This window comes from Cupriavidus sp. FW305-26, from assembly GCF_058787975.1.
In genome coordinates, this window is record NZ_JBYTAH010000006.1 from 109,819 (window position 1) to 126,132 (window position 16,314).

14 protein-coding genes are annotated in these 16,314 nt (G+C 68.2%); 6 read left to right on the forward strand and 8 right to left on the reverse strand.

The annotated features are described in order from the left end of the window. Nucleotides 1–39: 39 nt before the first annotated feature. Nucleotides 40–678, reverse strand: coding sequence for a molybdopterin adenylyltransferase (mog, locus tag AC3WQZ_RS06175; protein WP_010813613.1), 639 nt, complete (start codon nucleotides 676–678; stop codon nucleotides 40–42). After that, complete coding sequence (gene yjgA, locus AC3WQZ_RS06180; protein ID WP_010813612.1) at nucleotides 675–1,295, reverse strand: ribosome biogenesis factor YjgA; 621 nt, start codon at nucleotides 1,293–1,295, stop codon at nucleotides 675–677. The genes mog and yjgA overlap by 4 nt, the downstream gene beginning before the upstream one ends. 49 nt (nucleotides 1,296–1,344) lie before the next feature. Here yjgA and pmbA point away from each other — a divergent pair, with 49 nt between their 5' ends. Then, a complete protein-coding gene (gene pmbA / locus AC3WQZ_RS06185; RefSeq protein WP_010813611.1) occupies nucleotides 1,345–2,712 on the forward strand; it encodes a metalloprotease PmbA in 1,368 nt (455 codons plus the stop codon). A gap of 66 nt (nucleotides 2,713–2,778) precedes the next feature. Here pmbA and AC3WQZ_RS06190 read toward each other — a convergent pair whose 3' ends face one another. The 3 genes from AC3WQZ_RS06190 to AC3WQZ_RS06200 all read right to left on the reverse strand — a co-directional run bounded on the left by AC3WQZ_RS06190 (nucleotide 2,779) and on the right by AC3WQZ_RS06200 (nucleotide 4,915). Continuing rightward, complete coding sequence (locus AC3WQZ_RS06190; protein WP_010813610.1) at nucleotides 2,779–3,279, reverse strand: dihydrofolate reductase; 501 nt, start codon at nucleotides 3,277–3,279, stop codon at nucleotides 2,779–2,781. Beyond that, the gene (locus AC3WQZ_RS06195) at nucleotides 3,276–4,070 is read right to left on the reverse strand and encodes a thymidylate synthase (RefSeq protein ID WP_492296532.1); all 795 of its coding nucleotides are present in this window, start codon (nucleotides 4,068–4,070) and stop codon (nucleotides 3,276–3,278) included. Before AC3WQZ_RS06195 ends, AC3WQZ_RS06190 begins: the two co-directional genes overlap by 4 nt. Nucleotides 4,071–4,213: 143 nt before the next feature. After that, nucleotides 4,214–4,915, reverse strand: coding sequence for a TerC family protein (locus tag AC3WQZ_RS06200; protein ID WP_010813608.1), 702 nt, complete (start codon nucleotides 4,913–4,915; stop codon nucleotides 4,214–4,216). Nucleotides 4,916–5,436: 521 nt separating this feature from the next. Between AC3WQZ_RS06200 and egtD the strand changes: the two genes are divergently transcribed. Together egtD and AC3WQZ_RS06210 are read left to right on the forward strand one after the other, a co-directional pair. After that, entirely contained in the window at nucleotides 5,437–6,534 is a 1,098-nt protein-coding gene (gene egtD / locus AC3WQZ_RS06205) for an L-histidine N(alpha)-methyltransferase (RefSeq protein WP_439670821.1), read from the forward strand. A gap of 144 nt (nucleotides 6,535–6,678) precedes the next feature. Next, nucleotides 6,679–7,935 carry an SUMF1/EgtB/PvdO family nonheme iron enzyme gene (locus tag AC3WQZ_RS06210; RefSeq protein WP_492300171.1) on the forward strand — a complete coding sequence of 419 codons (1,257 nt, stop codon included), beginning with the start codon at nucleotides 6,679–6,681 and terminating at the stop codon, nucleotides 7,933–7,935. Nucleotides 7,936–8,016: 81 nt separating this feature from the next. Here the strand turns inward: AC3WQZ_RS06210 and AC3WQZ_RS06215 are convergent, their stop codons facing one another. Together AC3WQZ_RS06215 and AC3WQZ_RS06220 are read right to left on the reverse strand one after the other, a co-directional pair. Further along, the gene (locus AC3WQZ_RS06215) at nucleotides 8,017–9,942 is read right to left on the reverse strand and encodes a DEAD/DEAH box helicase (RefSeq protein WP_492300173.1); all 1,926 of its coding nucleotides are present in this window, start codon (nucleotides 9,940–9,942) and stop codon (nucleotides 8,017–8,019) included. An 820-nt stretch (nucleotides 9,943–10,762) separates the two neighbouring features. After that, nucleotides 10,763–11,005 (reverse strand): hypothetical protein, encoded by a 243-nt coding sequence (locus AC3WQZ_RS06220; protein WP_058696648.1) that lies wholly within the window; start codon nucleotides 11,003–11,005, stop codon nucleotides 10,763–10,765. Between the two features lie 475 nt (nucleotides 11,006–11,480). Here AC3WQZ_RS06220 and AC3WQZ_RS06225 point away from each other — a divergent pair, with 475 nt between their 5' ends. Continuing rightward, nucleotides 11,481–13,532: a serine/threonine protein kinase gene (locus AC3WQZ_RS06225; protein WP_492300181.1), complete on the forward strand. Its 2,052-nt coding sequence runs from the start codon at nucleotides 11,481–11,483 to the stop codon at nucleotides 13,530–13,532. A gap of 38 nt (nucleotides 13,533–13,570) precedes the next feature. On the opposite strand, the gene AC3WQZ_RS06230 is transcribed toward AC3WQZ_RS06225, so the two are convergent. Beyond that, nucleotides 13,571–14,779, reverse strand: a complete 1,209-nt coding sequence (locus AC3WQZ_RS06230) for a formylglycine-generating enzyme family protein (protein WP_058696646.1) — start codon at nucleotides 14,777–14,779, stop codon at nucleotides 13,571–13,573. Nucleotides 14,780–15,073: 294 nt separating this feature from the next. On the opposite strand from AC3WQZ_RS06230, the gene AC3WQZ_RS06235 reads away from it, so the two are divergent. After that, a complete protein-coding gene (locus AC3WQZ_RS06235; protein WP_010813601.1) occupies nucleotides 15,074–15,499 on the forward strand; it encodes a DUF4399 domain-containing protein in 426 nt (141 codons plus the stop codon). Between the two features lie 59 nt (nucleotides 15,500–15,558). After that, on the forward strand, nucleotides 15,559–15,987 hold the full coding sequence (locus tag AC3WQZ_RS06240) for a DUF4399 domain-containing protein (RefSeq protein ID WP_010813600.1): 429 nt from the start codon (nucleotides 15,559–15,561) through the stop codon (nucleotides 15,985–15,987). The last annotated feature ends 327 nt before the right edge of the window (nucleotides 15,988–16,314 follow it).

Sequence of the window (16,314 nt, forward strand, 5' to 3'; positions counted from 1 at the left end):
AAGGGGAGCCCGCAGGCGCGCGCCTGCGGGGATTGGCGATTACGCCGCGGGCTTGGCCCGCACGGCGTTCTTCGGGCGCCAGGCCTTGACCACGGCCTCATCGGTTTCCATGTAGGGGCCGCCGATCAGGTCGATGCAATACGGCACCGCAGCAAAGATCCCTTGCGCCACGGCCTTGCCATCGGCATCGCGCAGGCCCTCCAGGGTCTCGCGGATGGCGCGCGGCTGGCCGGGCAGGTTGACGATCAGCGCGGCGCGGCTGGCGGTCTCGCGGATCACCGCCACCTGGCGCGACAGGATCGCGGTCGGCACGAAATGCAGGCTGACCTGGCGCATCTGCTCGCCGAAGCCGGGCATTTCCTTGGTGCCCACGGCCAGCGTGGCCTCTGGCGTCACGTCGCGGCGCGCCGGGCCGGTGCCGCCGGTGGTCAGCACCAGGTCGCAGCCGGCCACGTCGACCAGGTCGATCAGGGTGCGCGAGATCTGCGCCTGCTCGTCCGGGATCAGCCGCTCCACCGCCTGCCAGGGCGTGGTCAGCGTGCGCCCGAACCACTCGCGCAGCGCCGGGATGCCTTCGTCCTGGTAGGTGCCGGCCGAGGCGCGGTCCGAGATCGAAACGAAGCCGACAACGAGTTCATCGGGATGGTTGCGGACTACCGGCTGCGTGGTCTGGGTCATGCCTCGGGCTCCGGGGTAGGGGGTTGGTCCGCGGCGGCGCCGGCCTTGCCGTCCTTCGCATCCAGCGCCGTCTTGATCGCCTGGAACAGCTCGCGGAAATAGCGCGGCGGCTTGCCTTGCTCCTTTTCCTTGCGCGCGTTGCGGATGGTATTGCGCAGCGCCTGCACGTCGATGCCGGGGTGCTCGGCGAGGAAGCGCGTCAGCGCCGCGTCGTCGGCCAGCAGCAGCTCGCGCCAGCGCTCGATCAGGTGCATGCGGGCGGTTTCGGCCTTGCTGGTGCCCTTGAAGCCCTCCAGCGCTTGCCGGATCACCTCGACCTCTTCGTCGTCGAGGCCGCGCATGATCTTGCCCACGAACTGCATCTGGCGGCGCTTGCCCTCGTGGCTGTTGATGCGGCGGGCCTGGTGGATGGCGTCGGCGAGCGCTTCGGGCATGGGCACGCGCGCCAGGCGGTCCTTGGCCAGGGCTTCGAGCTCGGCGCCAAGGTCCTGCAGGGCGGTCATTTCGCGCTTGCGCTGCGACTTGCTTTTCGGTTCGTCGTCTTCCGGTTCGGGCGCAAAGCCTCCGGGAAAGCGCGAGCCATTCGGATTACGGGAATTTCGCGTCATGCCCGGCATTTTATCTTGCTATGATTGCCGCTTGGACTTTTGATGACACCCGCCCAGCATGGACCAGATCGCAGAACAGACCGCGCACTTCACCTACACCCAGGCCCAGCTCAGCGAGATGGCCGCCGATGTGCTGCGCGTTGCACGCGAACTTGGGGCGACCGACGCCGCCACCGAGATCTCCGAAGGCAGCGGCCTGTCGGTATCGGTACGCAAGGGGCAGGTGGAAACCATCGAGCAGAACCGCGACAAGGTGGTCGGGGTCACGGTCATGATCGGCAAGCGCCGCGGCAATGCCAGCACCTCGGACTTCTCGCCGGCCGCGCTGCGCGCCACTGCCGAGGCCGCCTACAACATCGCCCGCTTCACGGCCGAGGACGATTGCGCCGGCCTGGCCGAGGAAGAACTGCTGGAACGCGCGCCGCAGGACCTGGAACTGTTCCACCCGTGGGCGCTTGACGCCGAGCGCGCCATCGACATTGCCACCCGCGCCGAGGCCGCCGCCTTCGCGGTGTCGCCGCGTATCCGCAACAGCGACGGCGCCAGCGTGTCGGCGCAGCATTCGCAGTTCGTGCTGGCGACCACGCGCGGCTTCTCGGGCGGCTACCCGTATTCGCGCCATTTCATCTCGTGCGCGCCGATCGCCGGCAGCGGCAGCGGCATGCAGCGCGATGACTGGTACTCGTCCAAGCGCTCGCCGCTGGCGCTGGCCGCGCCCGAGGACATCGGCCGCTACGCCGCCGAGCGCGCGCTGGCGCGGCTGCAGGCGCGCCAGCTGTCCACGCGCCGCTGCCCGGTGCTGTTCGAGGCGCCGCTTGCCGCGGGGCTGCTGGGCGCCTTCGTGCAGGCGGTGTCGGGCGGCGCGCTGTACCGCAAATCCACGTTCCTGTGCGATTCGCTGGGCCAGGCCGTGTTTGCGCCGCATATCCAGATCCATGAGCAGCCGCACACCCCCGGCGCCATGGGCAGCGCCCCGTTCGACGAGGAAGGCGTGCGCACCCGTGCCCGCGACGTGGTCCGCGACGGCGTGGTGCAGGGCTATTTCCTGTCGACCTATTCCGCGCGCAAGCTCGGCATGCAGACCACCGGCAACGCCGGCGGCTCGCACAACCTGACACTGACCAGCTCGCTGACCGAGCCCGGCGACGACTTCCCGGCGATGCTGCGCAAGCTCGGCACCGGCCTGCTGGTGACCGAGCTGATGGGGCAGGGCGTCAACTACGTGACCGGCGACTATTCGCGCGGCGCCTCGGGCTACTGGGTCGAGAACGGCGTGATCCAGTACCCGGTGGAGGAAATCACCATCGCCGGCAATATGGCCGAGATGTTCCAGCAGATCGTCGCCATCGGCGCGGACTCGCTGGTGCGCGGCACCAAGGAAACCGGCTCGATCCTGCTCGAGCAGATGACGATTGCCGGCACCTGAGCGGCGCGCGCCACCCAATAAAAAAGCAGGCCTGACGGCCTGCTTTTTTATTGCCCGCGCAACGGCTTACGACTCGTCCGACGGCGGCCGCTCGTACGTGACGAACGCATAGTCGAAGCCATTGGCCTCCGAATGATGCGTCTCGCGCGCGGTCTCCACCCATTGGGTGCGGTCGATCGCCGGGAAGAAGGCATCGCCTTCCACATCCGCATCGATCTCGGTCACCACCAGCCGGTCCGCGCATGGCATGGCCTCGGCGTAGAGCTGCGCGCCGCCGATCAGGAAGATCTGCTCCGCGCCCACGCACAGGCGCTGGGCATCTTCCAGCGAGGCCGCCACCTCGGCGCCCTCGATGCGCAGGTCCGGGTTGCGGCTGACCACGATATTGCGGCGCCCCGGCAGCGGGCGGCCGATCGAGTCCCAGGTCTTGCGGCCCATGATCACGGGCGCGCCCATGGTGGTGCGCTTGAAGTGCGCCAGGTCTTCCGGCAGGCGCCACGGCAGCGTGTTGTCGCGGCCGATGGTGTTGTTGCGGGCGCGGGCGACGACCAGTGTCAGCAGCGTCATACGGCCACCGGTGCCTTGATGACGGCGTGCGACTGGTAGCCGGCCAGTTCAAAGTCTTCGTAGCGGTAGTCGAAGATGCTGTCGGGCTTGCGCAGGATCTTCAGCTGCGGCAGCGCCAGCGGCTCGCGCGCCAGCTGGGTCTGCACCTGCTCGAAATGGTTGTTGTACAGGTGGCAGTCGCCGCCGGTCCAGACGAAGTCGCCCACTTCCAGCCCGGTCTGCTGCGCCATCATGTGGGTCAGCAGCGCATAGCTGGCGATATTGAACGGCACGCCCAGGAAGATATCGGCGCTGCGCTGGTAGAGCTGGCACGACAGCCGGCCATCGGCCACGTAGAACTGGAAGAACGCGTGGCAGGGCGGCAGCTTCATGCGCGGGATGTCGGCCACGTTCCAGGCCGACACGATCAGGCGGCGCGAATCCGGATTGGCGCGGATCTGCGCCACCAGGTCGGTGATCTGGTCGATATGTCGGCCGTCCGGCGTCGGCCACGAGCGCCATTGCGAGCCGTAGACCGGGCCCAGTTCGCCGTTCTCGTCGGCCCACTCGTCCCAGATGGTGACGCCGTGCTCCTGCAGCCAGCGCACGTTGGTCGAGCCCTGCAGGAACCACAGCAATTCATAGATGATCGACTTCAGGTGCAGCTTCTTGGTGGTCACCACCGGGAAGCCTGCGCGCAGGTCGAAGCGCATCTGGTAGCCGAACACCGAGCGCGTGCCGGTGCCGGTGCGGTCGGCCTTGTCGGTGCCATGCTCGTACACATGGCGCATGAAGTCGAGGTACTGTTTCATCGGCGCGGGGCGGGATCGGGAGTGACGCGGGTACTGGTCCCGCAAAGCTGGCATTTTAAAGCAAAAGGGCCATCCCTCAGGATGGCCCTTCAGAGGCATGGCCGGGGCGGGTGCCCCGGCCATGCCTGGCACGGCTTGCCGCCTTAGTGGCTGCCGGCCGGTTGCTGCACGCGGCGCTTCTGCACCAGGTAGCCGGCGCCCAGCACGCCGCCGACGATCAGCACGTACAGGCCCCAGTTGACCACCGGGTTGGCTTCGAAGAACGCCTTGATCATCGGCTCGTGCACGATCATCTTGACTGCCGTGAACGCCAGCACGCCTGCGCCCAGGTAGATGATGATCGGGAAGCGGCTCATCAGCTTGAGCACCAGGCTCGAGCCCCACACCACGATCGGGATGCTGATCAGCAGGCCCAGCACCACCAGCAGGAAGCTGCCGTGCGCGGCGCCGGCCACGGCCAGCACGTTGTCCACGCCCATCACCGCGTCGGCGATGATGATGGTCTTCATTGCGCCCCACAGGGTCGAGGCGCCCGAGCCGTGCCCCTCGCCGTCGCCTTCGTCGGACAGCAGCTTGTAGGCAATCCACACCAGCGCCAGGCCGCCGATCAGCATCAGCCCCGGAATCTTCAGCAGCCAGACCACCCCGATCGTCATGGCCGAGCGCACCACCACGGCGCCGACGGTACCCCAGATGATGGCCTTCTTCTGCAGGTGGGCGGGCAGGTTGCGCGCCGCCAGGGCGATCACGATGGCATTGTCTCCAGCCAGCACCAGGTCAATGACGACGATGGACAGCAGTGCCGTCAGGAACTGCATCGTGAACAGATCGGTAAACCACTCCATGAACTCTCCTCAGGGTACAAATCAGCGCAAGTGCGCGTATCGGGTTCGCCTGGTTTCACGTAGCACGGGAGCGTGGGGGCGCCTTTGCAAACCATGAAGTCCAGGTTGCAAAGGTCTTGCTCGACCACTGGCGCGGTATGCACGCCGGTAGTCAGCACAACCGGGGACAAGGGTCCCGGAATGACGATTGTGCTAAGGGCATGGGCCCCGGAGCTACTCCCCTTTGAGGGACACGACCCGTTTCGGGGCCGCGCTGGGCGGGATTATAAACGAACTGCAAGGGATATGCCCCATTAGGAAAGATACTGACTCAAAGTTCTTGATGTGCTGCGTGCGGCGCATCCGGCGATCGGCGGTGCGCGATCCGCCGGATGGGCCTATCCTTTAGGTTCGGCTTCGCCCGATGCGTCCCGGACGGCACAGGGAGGCGTTGCGGAGACCGGCGCGCACGACATGCACAGCGCGGCCTTGGGGAATACGCAGTGAAGCAGTGACCATTCGCGACCACACAAGGAAACGACATGCCGGCTGTCCCGAATCCGCCGAATACCCCCTTCCAGAAAAAAGCCCCGCAGACACCTCTCCCACCCCTGAACCACCACAACGGCCATGCGGCCGCACCGCCCGCCCTGGTCGCGCTGGCCAATGGCCGCGCGCACCGGCAGCCGCCCCAGCCGGAGTTCTTGCAGCAGTACCGCGAGGACAGCGGCGCGCTGCGCGAGCAGGTGCTGGCCGGGCTGCGTGCCGGGCAGGCCGCCATCAGCCCCAAGTTCTTCTACGACGTGCTGGGCTCGCGCCTGTTCGAAGCCATCACCGACCTGCCAGAGTACTACCCGACCCGTACCGAGGCCGCGATCTTTGCCAGCGCGGCGCCCGCCATCGCCGCGCGTGCCGGCAGCGGCTGCGTGCTGGTGGACCTGGGTGCAGGCAATTGCGAAAAGGCTGCCAGGCTCTTTGGCACCCTGCGCCCGGCGCAGTACGTGGCGCTGGATATCTCCATAGAGTTCCTGCGCGCGACGCTGTCGTCGCTGCAGCAGCAGCATCCCGACATCCCGATGCTGGGCCTGGGCGCCGACCTGTGTGCGCCGTTCGATCTGCCCGCCAACGTCAGGCGCGGCAGGCGGCTGTTCTTCTATCCGGGCTCGAGCATCGGCAATTTCGCCCCGGTCGAGGCCCTGGCGTTGCTGCAGCGCATGCGCGGCGCGGCCGGGCGCGGCGACGGCGTGCTGATCGGGGTCGACCTGCACAAGGACGAAGCCACGCTGGTGTCTGCCTATGACGATGCGCTGGGCGTCACCGCCGCGTTCAACCGCAACGTGCTGCGCAACGTGAACCGCATCGTCGGCACGGATTTCTCGCTGGACGACTGGCGCCATGTGGCGAGCTTCGACCGCGCGGCCTCGCGCATCCAGATGCACCTGCAGGCGTGCCGCGACGTGCGCGTGCAGTGGCAGGGCGGCGCGCGCGAGTTTGCCGCCGGCGAACGGATTCATACCGAGGACTCCTACAAGTACCGCCCGGAGGACTTCACGCTCTTGTTGGAAGCCGCCGGGTTTGACGACCCGGTGTACTGGACCGACCCGAGCGGCTGGTTCGCCGTGTTCCACGCGCGCGGCTGATCCGCCCGCGCGGGCGCCATCCGGCGGGGATGGCAGGTAGTGTCATAATGACCGCGGCCGGCCTGGCGTGCGAGCGCCGGGCCAGCAGTTGCCTGCTTCGGTCACTGCCTGTCCACTGTTCACTCCCCTGCACGGACTTTCCCGATGAGCGGCTTTCCCATGCTTCCCGATCTCTACTTCACCGGCGGCAAGGCGACCTGGTCCGACCCGCGCCGGCTGCCGCGTGAAGGGCTGGCGCAGGCGCTGGTCGATGCGCGCAACCGCACGCTGGCGTGGCTGGCACCGTTCGGGCAGACGCGCCGCGCCTGGGACGTGCCGCATCAGTACGATGCCGATCCGCCGTTGTGGACGCTCGGGCACGTGGCCTGGCATGCGGAGTGGTGGTGCCTGCGCGGCGTGCGCCAGGTGGACCGCGGCGGCGTGCCGGTGCCGGTGGCATCTGAGCCGTCGCTGCTGGACGGTGCCGACGAGTGGTTCGACCCGGACCGCATCGGCCCCGACGAGCGCTGGGAGGTCACGCTGCCCGACGTCGCGGTGGTCAAGCGCTACGCCGCCCACGTGCTCGACGGCGTGCTGCGCCGGATTGCGCTGCTGGCCGACGACAGCGACCTGACCCTGTACCCGTACCGCCGCGCGCTGCTGCATGAGGATGCCCAGGGCGAAGGCGTGGCCGCGCTGTTGCAGGCGCTGGGCATGGCTCCCGCGGAGGCCATCGGCGCCGGTCCGGTGCAGCCTGCGGGGCATGGCGGCACCCTGCATTTCCCGGGCGGTCGCTTCACGCTCGGCTGGAGCGATCCCGACGGCTTTGCCTGGCCCGATGAGCTGCCGCCGCAGCCCACCTACGTGCCCGCGTTTGAAATGGACATGGCGCCGGTCAGCAACGCGCAGTTTCTCGAGTTCGTCGAGGACGGCGGCTACGAGCACCCGGCGTGGTGGTCGGCAGCGGGGCGCCAGTGGCTGATGACGCAGGAACGCTCGGCGCCGCGCTACTGGTCGCGCCATCCGGAATCGCGCGCCTGGATGGTGGAGCGCTTCGGCACGCGGCGCACGCTCAATCCGGATGAGGCGGTGCGCCATGTCACGCTGTACGAGGCGCAGGCGTGGTGCGTGTGGGCGGGGCGGCGCCTGCCGGCGGAATCGGAATGGGAGCTTGCCGCGACGCAGAACCGCGGCCTGCAGTGGGGGACGCTGCGTGAGTGGACTGCCACGCCCTATGAGCCGTACGCCGGGTTTGCCGCCGCGCCGTCAGACAGCGAGGTGGTGGGGCGCTTCGGCACGCACCAGGCGGTGCGCGGTGTGTCGTTCGCCAGCCCCGCGCGGCTGCGCCATGTGCGGGCAAGGTGGGCGCGGTTGCCGGAGGACGACCTGTCCTTCATCGGCTTTCGCACCTGCGCGCCGTAGCGGGCTGTACGCGACAACAAAAAAGAGCACCCGAGGGTGCCCTTTCTTCTGCCTGGCAGGTGCGCTTAGCGCACCACCGCATCAACGCTCGTAGCGCGAACGGCTGTTGCGGTTGCCGCTGCCATTGCCGCCGAAACTGCGATTGCCGTCACGGTTGCCGTCGCGGTTGCCGAAGCTGCGGCCGTCGCCGTTGCCACCGGTGTTGCCACGATAGCCGCCGCCAGTGCGGTCGCCGAAGCCACCACGGTTGTTGTCGCCAAAGCTGCGGGGGGCGGCGCCGTCGCGGTTGCCGAAACCACCGCGGTTGTCGTCGCCGAAGCTGCGGCCACCTTCGCGGTTGCCGAAGCCACGCGCACCGTCGTTGGCGCCGCGGTAGCCGGCGCCCTGGCCGCCCTGGCCGCCCTGGCCCTGGCCACGGTAGCCGCCTTCACGATTGCCGAAGCCGCCGCGGTTGTCGTCACCGAACGGGCGTGCGCCTTCCGGGCGGTTGCCGAAGCCGCGGCTCTCGCCGCTGAACTTGCGCTCGCCGAAGCCGGTGCGGCTTTCGCCGCCGCCGAACTTGCGGTCGCCGAAGCTGCGTTCGCCGCCACGGTAGCCGCCGCCATTGCCGCGGAAGTCACCACGGCCGCCACCCGGCTTGCCGCCGAAGTTGGAACGCGGCTTGGGCGAACGGCGCGGCTCCAGGCCTTCGATCACCGAAGCGTCGATGCGCTGGTTGGTGAAGCGCTCGATGCGCTTCCACTGGAACATGTCGTTGTGGTTCACCAGGTTGATGGCGGTGCCCGAGCGGCCCGCGCGGCCGGTACGGCCGATGCGGTGCACGTAGTCCTCGGCCTGCTTGGGCAGGTCGAAGTTCACCACGTGGGTGATATCGGGCACGTCGATGCCGCGCGCGGCCACGTCGGTGGCCACCAGCACGCGCAGGTTGCCGCGGCGCAGTGCGGTCAGGGTGCGGTTGCGCGCGCCCTGGGTCATGTCGCCGTGCAGCGCGCCGGCCGAAAAGCCGGTGTCGGACAGGCGCTCGGCCAGCGAATCGGCATCGCGCTTGGTCGCGGTGAAGACGATGGCTTGCTTGAGCGTCGCGTCGCGCAGCAGGTGGTCCAGCAGGCGTTCCTTGTGCGACATGTCGTCGGTGAAGTGCAGGCGCTGCTCGATATGGCTCTGGTCGGCGCGGGCCGCGGCGATCTCGATGCGCTGCGGGTCGCGCAGCTGGCGCGAGGCCAGCTGGGCAATGCGCGCATCCAGCGTGGCCGAGAACATCAGCGTCTGGCGCGTGGCCGGGGTGGCATTGACGATGGCGTCGATGTCGTCGGCAAAGCCCATGTCGAGCATGCGGTCGGCTTCGTCGAACACCAGCATCTGCAGTGCCGACAGGTCGATGCGGCCGGCGTCGATATGGTCGAGCAGGCGGCCCGGCGTGGCCACCAGGATGTCAGGCATCTTGGCCAGCGCGGCCAGCTGCTTGGGGTAGGGCATGCCGCCCAGGATGCTGGCGCAGACGATGCGGCGCAGGTTGCGGCCGTACTTGGCGGCGGCCTCGGTCACCTGCAGGGCCAGTTCGCGCGTCGGGGTCAGCACCAGCAGTGCGGGCTGAGCCGGCGACGGGCGGGGGCGCTTGCCCTTCATGCGCTTGGCGGGCTCGGTCGCGCGCTGCGGCGCCGGCATTTCGCTGATGCGCTGGATCGCGGGCAGCATGAACGCGGCGGTCTTGCCCGAGCCGGTCTGGCTCGAGACCAGCAGGTCACGGCCGGCCAGGAAGGCCGGGATGGCCTGGGCCTGCACCGGCGTGGGCGTGTTGTAGTTCAGTTCGGAGAGGGCGCGCAGGATGGCCGCATCGAGGCCAAGCGTGGCGAAACCGCTTTCCACGGCCGGGGCTTCTTCAACTGCCGGGCTGGGGTTGAGCAGGGCGTCGAGCTTGTCGAGCGGGCTCTGGGCAGCGTCGGAAGTGATCGAAGCGTCGGTCGCGGAGGCAATAGCTTGCTCCGCACGAATGTCGTGCTGGGTCATGTCGGAATGGTCAAATAAATGCATGGCACCCCGGCAAAGCAAAATGGGGTGGGCGCAGTGCAAAGTCTTAAAAAGGCTTCGGCGCCAATCGGTGAGGCCGTTACGACAGACACAGCTGGCAGTACGGCGGCAGGCAGGGCGGTGGCTGGTCCCGCTAGGCGGTCCGGCCGTATCCCTGGCAGGCAAACAGCTCAGGTTTCAGGCTGTTCAACAGGATCGGAGACGAGGCGACGTCAGGTGAGCGGTGCGTTCTGCTGGGCGGCTGGGGCCATGAAGTGATGACTAGGCGTCCGGCAGCGAGGAAACAGAGCTTGGGAGGGCAGCGGATTCGCCGCGGCAGGAAGCCGGGCGTTTGGCGGATCTCACAGTTGCGAAACTCACGGCGCGGATTATAGCAGAGTATGGAATTTTTGTTGCACTGCGAAAACGTAACCGGATATGTCAGGCGCTCGTCACCTTCCGGACGCGCCCCGCGCCACGCTGGTTGAAAGCCGAAAACCCCCGCCTATACTGGAGGCGCGAGCACACAGGATGCCCGCACGGGGCGGACGAAAACGCTCCCGCTTGACCTCCTGCAGCGGCATTGGGCCGCTGTTCGCGGCGAGCACTGCGGTCATTGACTCCACGCGCCAGACTTCCTGCGACTCTCCGGGTGGTCCGGATGGGCGTCCGCTTCATGCATCATGGGCGGAATCATGGGAAGCCTGCCTGGAACAGAATGACCGAACTGCTGACCGCGTGACCCAGGTGGTCCGGGCCCGTCCGCATCCAAAGCCCGCCAGCGATGGCGGGCTTTTCATTTGGCGGTTGTGGTTGCGGTTCAGTCTTCTGCATCCTTGCCAGCGGCCTTGCGCGGCAGCCGCCCTAGCGGCTGCTCCTGCGGCATCACATGGCGGTTGCCCGGCAATCCGCCCGGGTAGTCGACGATGCGCGCGGCGCCCTGGCGCCGCAAGCCATGCCATGCCTGGCCGCCGGCGGTACGCCCGCCGCCCAGGATGGCGGTCATGGCCTGCCGGTCGAGATCCATGCTGTCGGGCAAATCCTTGATGACGATCACTGCCATGGCTGTCTCCGGTCAAGCGGCGCCACGGCCATGCGGCCGCGGAACCGCTTCAGTATAGGCGAGGCGGTCCGCGGTCTTGCCCGCCGGACCGCCGCGCGGTGCGCTCAGATGGCGGCGCAATTGCCGGCCCATCGGGAGGTACTAACGCAGGGAATGTGCCAACGCCGTTGCCGGCCCCCGCCAGGCACGCGCAACTGCCTGAAAGCATGGGGGATTTATTTTCGATGTCGGCTCGCGCCCGCTGGCTGTAAGGCCTGCCGCATGCCGCGGGTGACGGGCCGCAGGCAACAGCCGGCGTGCTGGTGTTGGCGCGGCCGCGACAGTGGCGCGCTACAGGTGACGCGATTCGCAAAGAGCGCCCGCGCGCCGCGTTGCACGCCGGCCTCGCGCGGTTTGCGCATGCCATGGGTGCGCACTAGTATCCATCTCGAAGGCAGGGCATATCTGCACTGTGGGATGGGCCGTGCCAGCAACCATGTCGGGGCATCCCGTGGCCAGTCTCAAAGAACTGATCCGCAAGTTCCAGAACGGCGGTCTCTCCGACGACGAGTTTGTTGCGTCGTTCGAAACGGCGCTGGCGCAGGATCCCACCACGCCCAGCCAGGCCGCGCGCGTGGTCATCGAGGAAAACACGCGCTTCCCGTTCCCGCCCGCGGTCTATGCCGAAGTCATGCGGCGCATCGAGCGCCGCGGCGCCACGCAGTACGACGGCGCCACCGAGGCCACGCGCCTGGCCGGCACGCAGACGGGCTCGCTGTATGCGACCTCGCCCGAGCCGGGCACGCTGCCGCAGGCGGCGCATACCAAGGGCGTGGGCGATACGCTGAACGGCCGCTTCGTGCTGGAAGAATGCCTGGGCGTGGGCGGCATGGGCACGGTCTACAAGGCGCTCGACCTGCGCAAGCTGGAAGCCTCGGACCGCAAGCCCTATATCGCCATCAAGGTCCTGAACCTGCAGTTCAGCGGGCACCCCAAGTCGCTGATGGCGCTGCAGCGCGAGGCGCGCAAGGCGCAGACGCTGGCGCACCGGAATATCGTCACCGTCTATGACTTCGACCGCGACGGGCCGGTGGTCTTCCTGACCATGGAATACCTGTCAGGCTCTTCGCTCAACCATGTGCTCAAGGCCCCGGGCTTCACCGGCATGCCGATGGCGCGCGCCATGTCGATCATCAACGGCATGGGCAATGCGCTGGCATACGCGCACGAGCGCGGCTTCGTGCACTGCGACTTCAAGCCCGCCAACGTCTTCCTGACCGCCAACGGCGAGGTCAAGGTGATCGACTTCGGCATCGCGCGCGGCTTCCTGCCGCCGGCCGACGAGTCCGACCGGACCGTGTTCGATCCCGGCTCGCTGGGTGGCATGACGCCAGCCTACGCCAGCCCGGAGATGTTCGACCATTGCGAGCCCGACCCGCGCGACGACATCTTTGCGCTGGCCTGCGTGACCTATGAACTGCTGACCGGCAAGCATCCCTACCAGCGGCTCTCGGCCAACCAGGCGCGCGATGCCGGGCTCAAGCCGGCGCAGCCGCCGCAGTTGAGCCGCACGCAGTGGAAGACCCTGCGCGAGGCGCTGTCGCTCGACCGCGAGACACGCACGCCCACCGTCGCGCGCTTCCTGCATGGCATGAGCGCGGTGCCGGTGGTGTCCACGCGGCGCCCCTCGCCGCTGATGGCAGGCGGCGCGCTGGCCGTGCTGGCGGGCGTGTCGGCGATCGGCTACTACGCCTGGCATTCGCAGCGCCAGGCCGAAGCACCGGCTGGCGATGCGCGCGTCGAGGCCCCGGCTACACCGGTGCCCGCAGCGCCGGTCATCCCGCCCGCACCGGCTGCCCGCCCGGCGGTGCTGTCGATGGCCGACGTCACGAAGATGCTGGCCGCGGTGCCGTGCTCGCTGCTCACCGCCACCCAGCAGGCGCAGACGTTGCGTGTGCGTGGCTTCCTGGCCGAGAGCGTCGGCGCCGTGCGGCTGCGCGAGCAGCTCAGCGCGTTGCCGGGCGTCAAGGAGCTCAAGGGCGTGTCGATCGACACCCAGCCGCTGGCCGCCGACAAGTGCGACGTGGCCACCCTGATCGCGCCGTACTGGTCGGGCCACCGCGAAGGGGGCACGGCTTCGTCGCTGCGGCTGCGCGGCCAGGGCACGCAGCTGACCGAAGGGTCACCGCTGGTGCTGGATCTGCGCACCCCGGCCCGCGACTCCTATGTCTATGTCGATTACTTCGCGGCCGACGGCAAGGTGGCGCACATGGTGCCGAGCGCGCGCGTGCCCGCCCACCAGGCGCCGCCCAGCCATGGCGCCACGGTTGGCGACGGTGGCGACTGGATCATCTCCGGGCCGTTCGGCACCGAGCTGGTGGTGTTGCTGACCACGCCCGCGCCGCTGTTCGAGGGCCGGCGCGCAGAGGTCGAGTCGCACAAGGACTACCTGAAGGCACTGGAAAAGCCGCTGGCGCAGATGGCACGCACCTATGGGCGGGACCGCATCAGCGCGGACCTGGTGCAGATCTCCACGCGCGCGCGCTGATTGCTGCCACCTGGCCGGCTTGCCAATTGCGCCAGCCGCTACTTCATGTCGCGCGCCACGCGAAAGCCGTTCTGCGACTGCCGCACGCTGGGGCTGTACTTGAAGCGCGTCGACGACACCATGTAGCTCGCCCCTTCGCGCCAGGAGCCGCCGCGGATCACGCGTGCGCCGCACGCGTTCTCGTTCCACACGCGCCCGTCGGCGGGCGCGCCCTTGTATGAGCTGTGCCAGCAATCGGCCACCCATTCCCACACGCTGCCGTTGACGTCGTGCAGGCCGTACGGGTTGGCCGCGAACGTCCCGACCGCGGCCGGCGCATCCTGGCTCCAGGGGTCGCCGCAGTCCTTGCAGTTGGCATTGCCCTTGCGCATCTGGTCGCCCCACCAGTAGGCACTGGCGGTGCCGCCGCGCGCTGCGTATTCCCATTCCGCCTCGGTGGGCAGCCGGTAGGCCTTGCCGGTGGTCTTGCTGAGCCAGGCCACGTACTGCTGCGCGTCGTCCCAGCTGACATCACGCACCGGCGCGGTCTTCGGGCTGTCGGCGACGGTAGGGACGCGCTGGCAGCCGCCGGCGTCGGCGCAGGCATTCCATTGCTCGACCGTGACCTCATAGCGGCCGATGGCAAACGGCTGGCCGATGGTGACGTGATGCGGGGGCTTCTCGGCGGGATCGCTGGCACTGCTGCCCATGGTGAAGCTGCCCGCCGGCAAGGAAACCAGCACCGGGCAGGTCGGGCAATCGCGGATCTCGCCGGTGCGCAATGTGGGGCTGACCGCGCCGCCCGCCGCCGTGCCCGGGCGCGGCGATGCAGTTGCCGGTGGCGCAGCAGGCGGCGATGCCGGACGCGCTGCCGCGGCGGGCGCTGGGGGCCGCGTGACCTGGCCCGCGGCAGAGGTGCCGGAGCGGGGCGGCGGGGCGGGCGCGGGCGCCTGGGCCTTGGGTGCGGAGGCGGACGCCGCCAGCCGCTCCAGGCGCGCCCTGGCCAGCACCGCGAAGCGTCCGTTGGGATACTGCTTCAGGTAGGCCTCGTAGTCGCCGGCGTAATTGCTGTTCTTGATCGATTCCCAGAAGCTCAGCTCGTACTGCTCGTCGGTGTTCTTGGGCATGATGCCGGCGAGCAGCAGCGGTTCCGTGGCCGCGGGGCCTGCGGCAGCGGCGGCCGCCTGCGCAGGCAGCGGCGCGCCGGCGAGTATCGCGGCCATGGCGGCCATGGCGGCCGCGCATACGACTGGTAGATTGCGCCACATCTTCACACCTCGCTGGAGCCGCGGCGATCCCGCCGCATGCCGGTAGCTGCCGGCACATGCGTCGGGGGCGCATTGTGGTGTTGCCGAGACGTCGACCGGGCTTGCTTCAAGATAGCACAGCGCTTGTGTCTCCGGCGGGGCATTGCCATGCCGCCGCGACGCGCCGGGTTCGCTTTTTCCGGGCTTGCGACCTAACCTGAATGACGAATCGCCGAGCGCTGACCAACAAGCAACAAGAATGGGCTTTCGGGACAACGTGATCGGGTTTCGGACTGTTTCCGGGAGGCGCCGCGTATGTCCAGACGATTCCTGTTCCGCCTGCTGGCGGCTGCCACCCTGGCCGCTGCGCCGTCGCTTTCGCTGTCGACGGCAGCCCCGCCCAATGCCGAGGCCTACATCATCTGGCCGCACGATGGCACGGTCATCAGCGGCGGCAAGTTGTGGGTGCGCATGGGCCTGCGCAATATGGGCGTCTGCCCCAAGGGCGTCGAGTCGCCGCGCTGCGGGCACCACCACCTGCTGGTCGACACCGAGCTGCCGCCGCTGGACAAGGAAATCCCTTCGGACAAGAACCACCTGCACTTCGGGGCGGGCGAGACCGACGCGCGCATTGAGTTGCCGCCCGGCAAGCATACGCTGCAGTTGCTGATGGGCGATGCCAAGCACGTGCCGTTCGAGCCGCCGATCTATTCGAAGAAGATCACGATCACGGTGAAATAGCGGTGCAGCGCGCGCCGCGGAAGCCGAACCAGGTCGATCAGGAAACAGGGGAGAGCACCATGTCCAGACTACTTGCCGCGGCTGTCTTTGCCGCCAGCCTGCTGCTGTCAGCGGTGGTGCAGGGTGGTTCGACGCCGGCGCCGCCCAACGCCTACCTGTATATCGGCTGGCCCAACGACGGGCAGACGATGCCCGCGGGCAAGCCATTCAAGGTGTGGTTCGGGCTGCGCAATATGGGGGTGGCGCCGAAGGATGTGAAGTATCCCAATACCGGGCACCATCATCTGCTGATCGATGCGGATCTGCCGCCGATGGACAAGGAAATCCCCAACGACCGCAATCACCTGCATTTCGGGGCGGGGGAGACCGAGACCATGATCGAGCTGCCGCCTGGCAAGCATACGCTGCAGCTTTTGATGGGGGATGACAAGCACATTCCCACCAACCCGCCGGTCTATTCGAAGAAGATCACGATCTACGTGAAGTGACCCGGACCTTGCGGTGACGGCGGCGCGCGTGTGCCGCCGTTTTTTTTGCGCCGGCTCCGCAAGTGTCGCGTGCCATCCAACACCGATGCGCGATCTGTTGGTTGCGCCCCGCCAGTACGCCGTGACGCCAGCTCGCCGCGCATCCGCGGCCGGCGCCGGCTGCAATGAAAAACCCCCGTGTTTACAGGCACTTCCGTGATCCGCGCGGGCATGGCGCTGGAGCTGGCACGCTCCCTGCTGTTGTCCTTTCCAACCCGATGCTCGAGACCAACCCCATAGACAACACCTCCCGCTGACCCCATGCATATCGGGGTTGGTGGGGGGGGG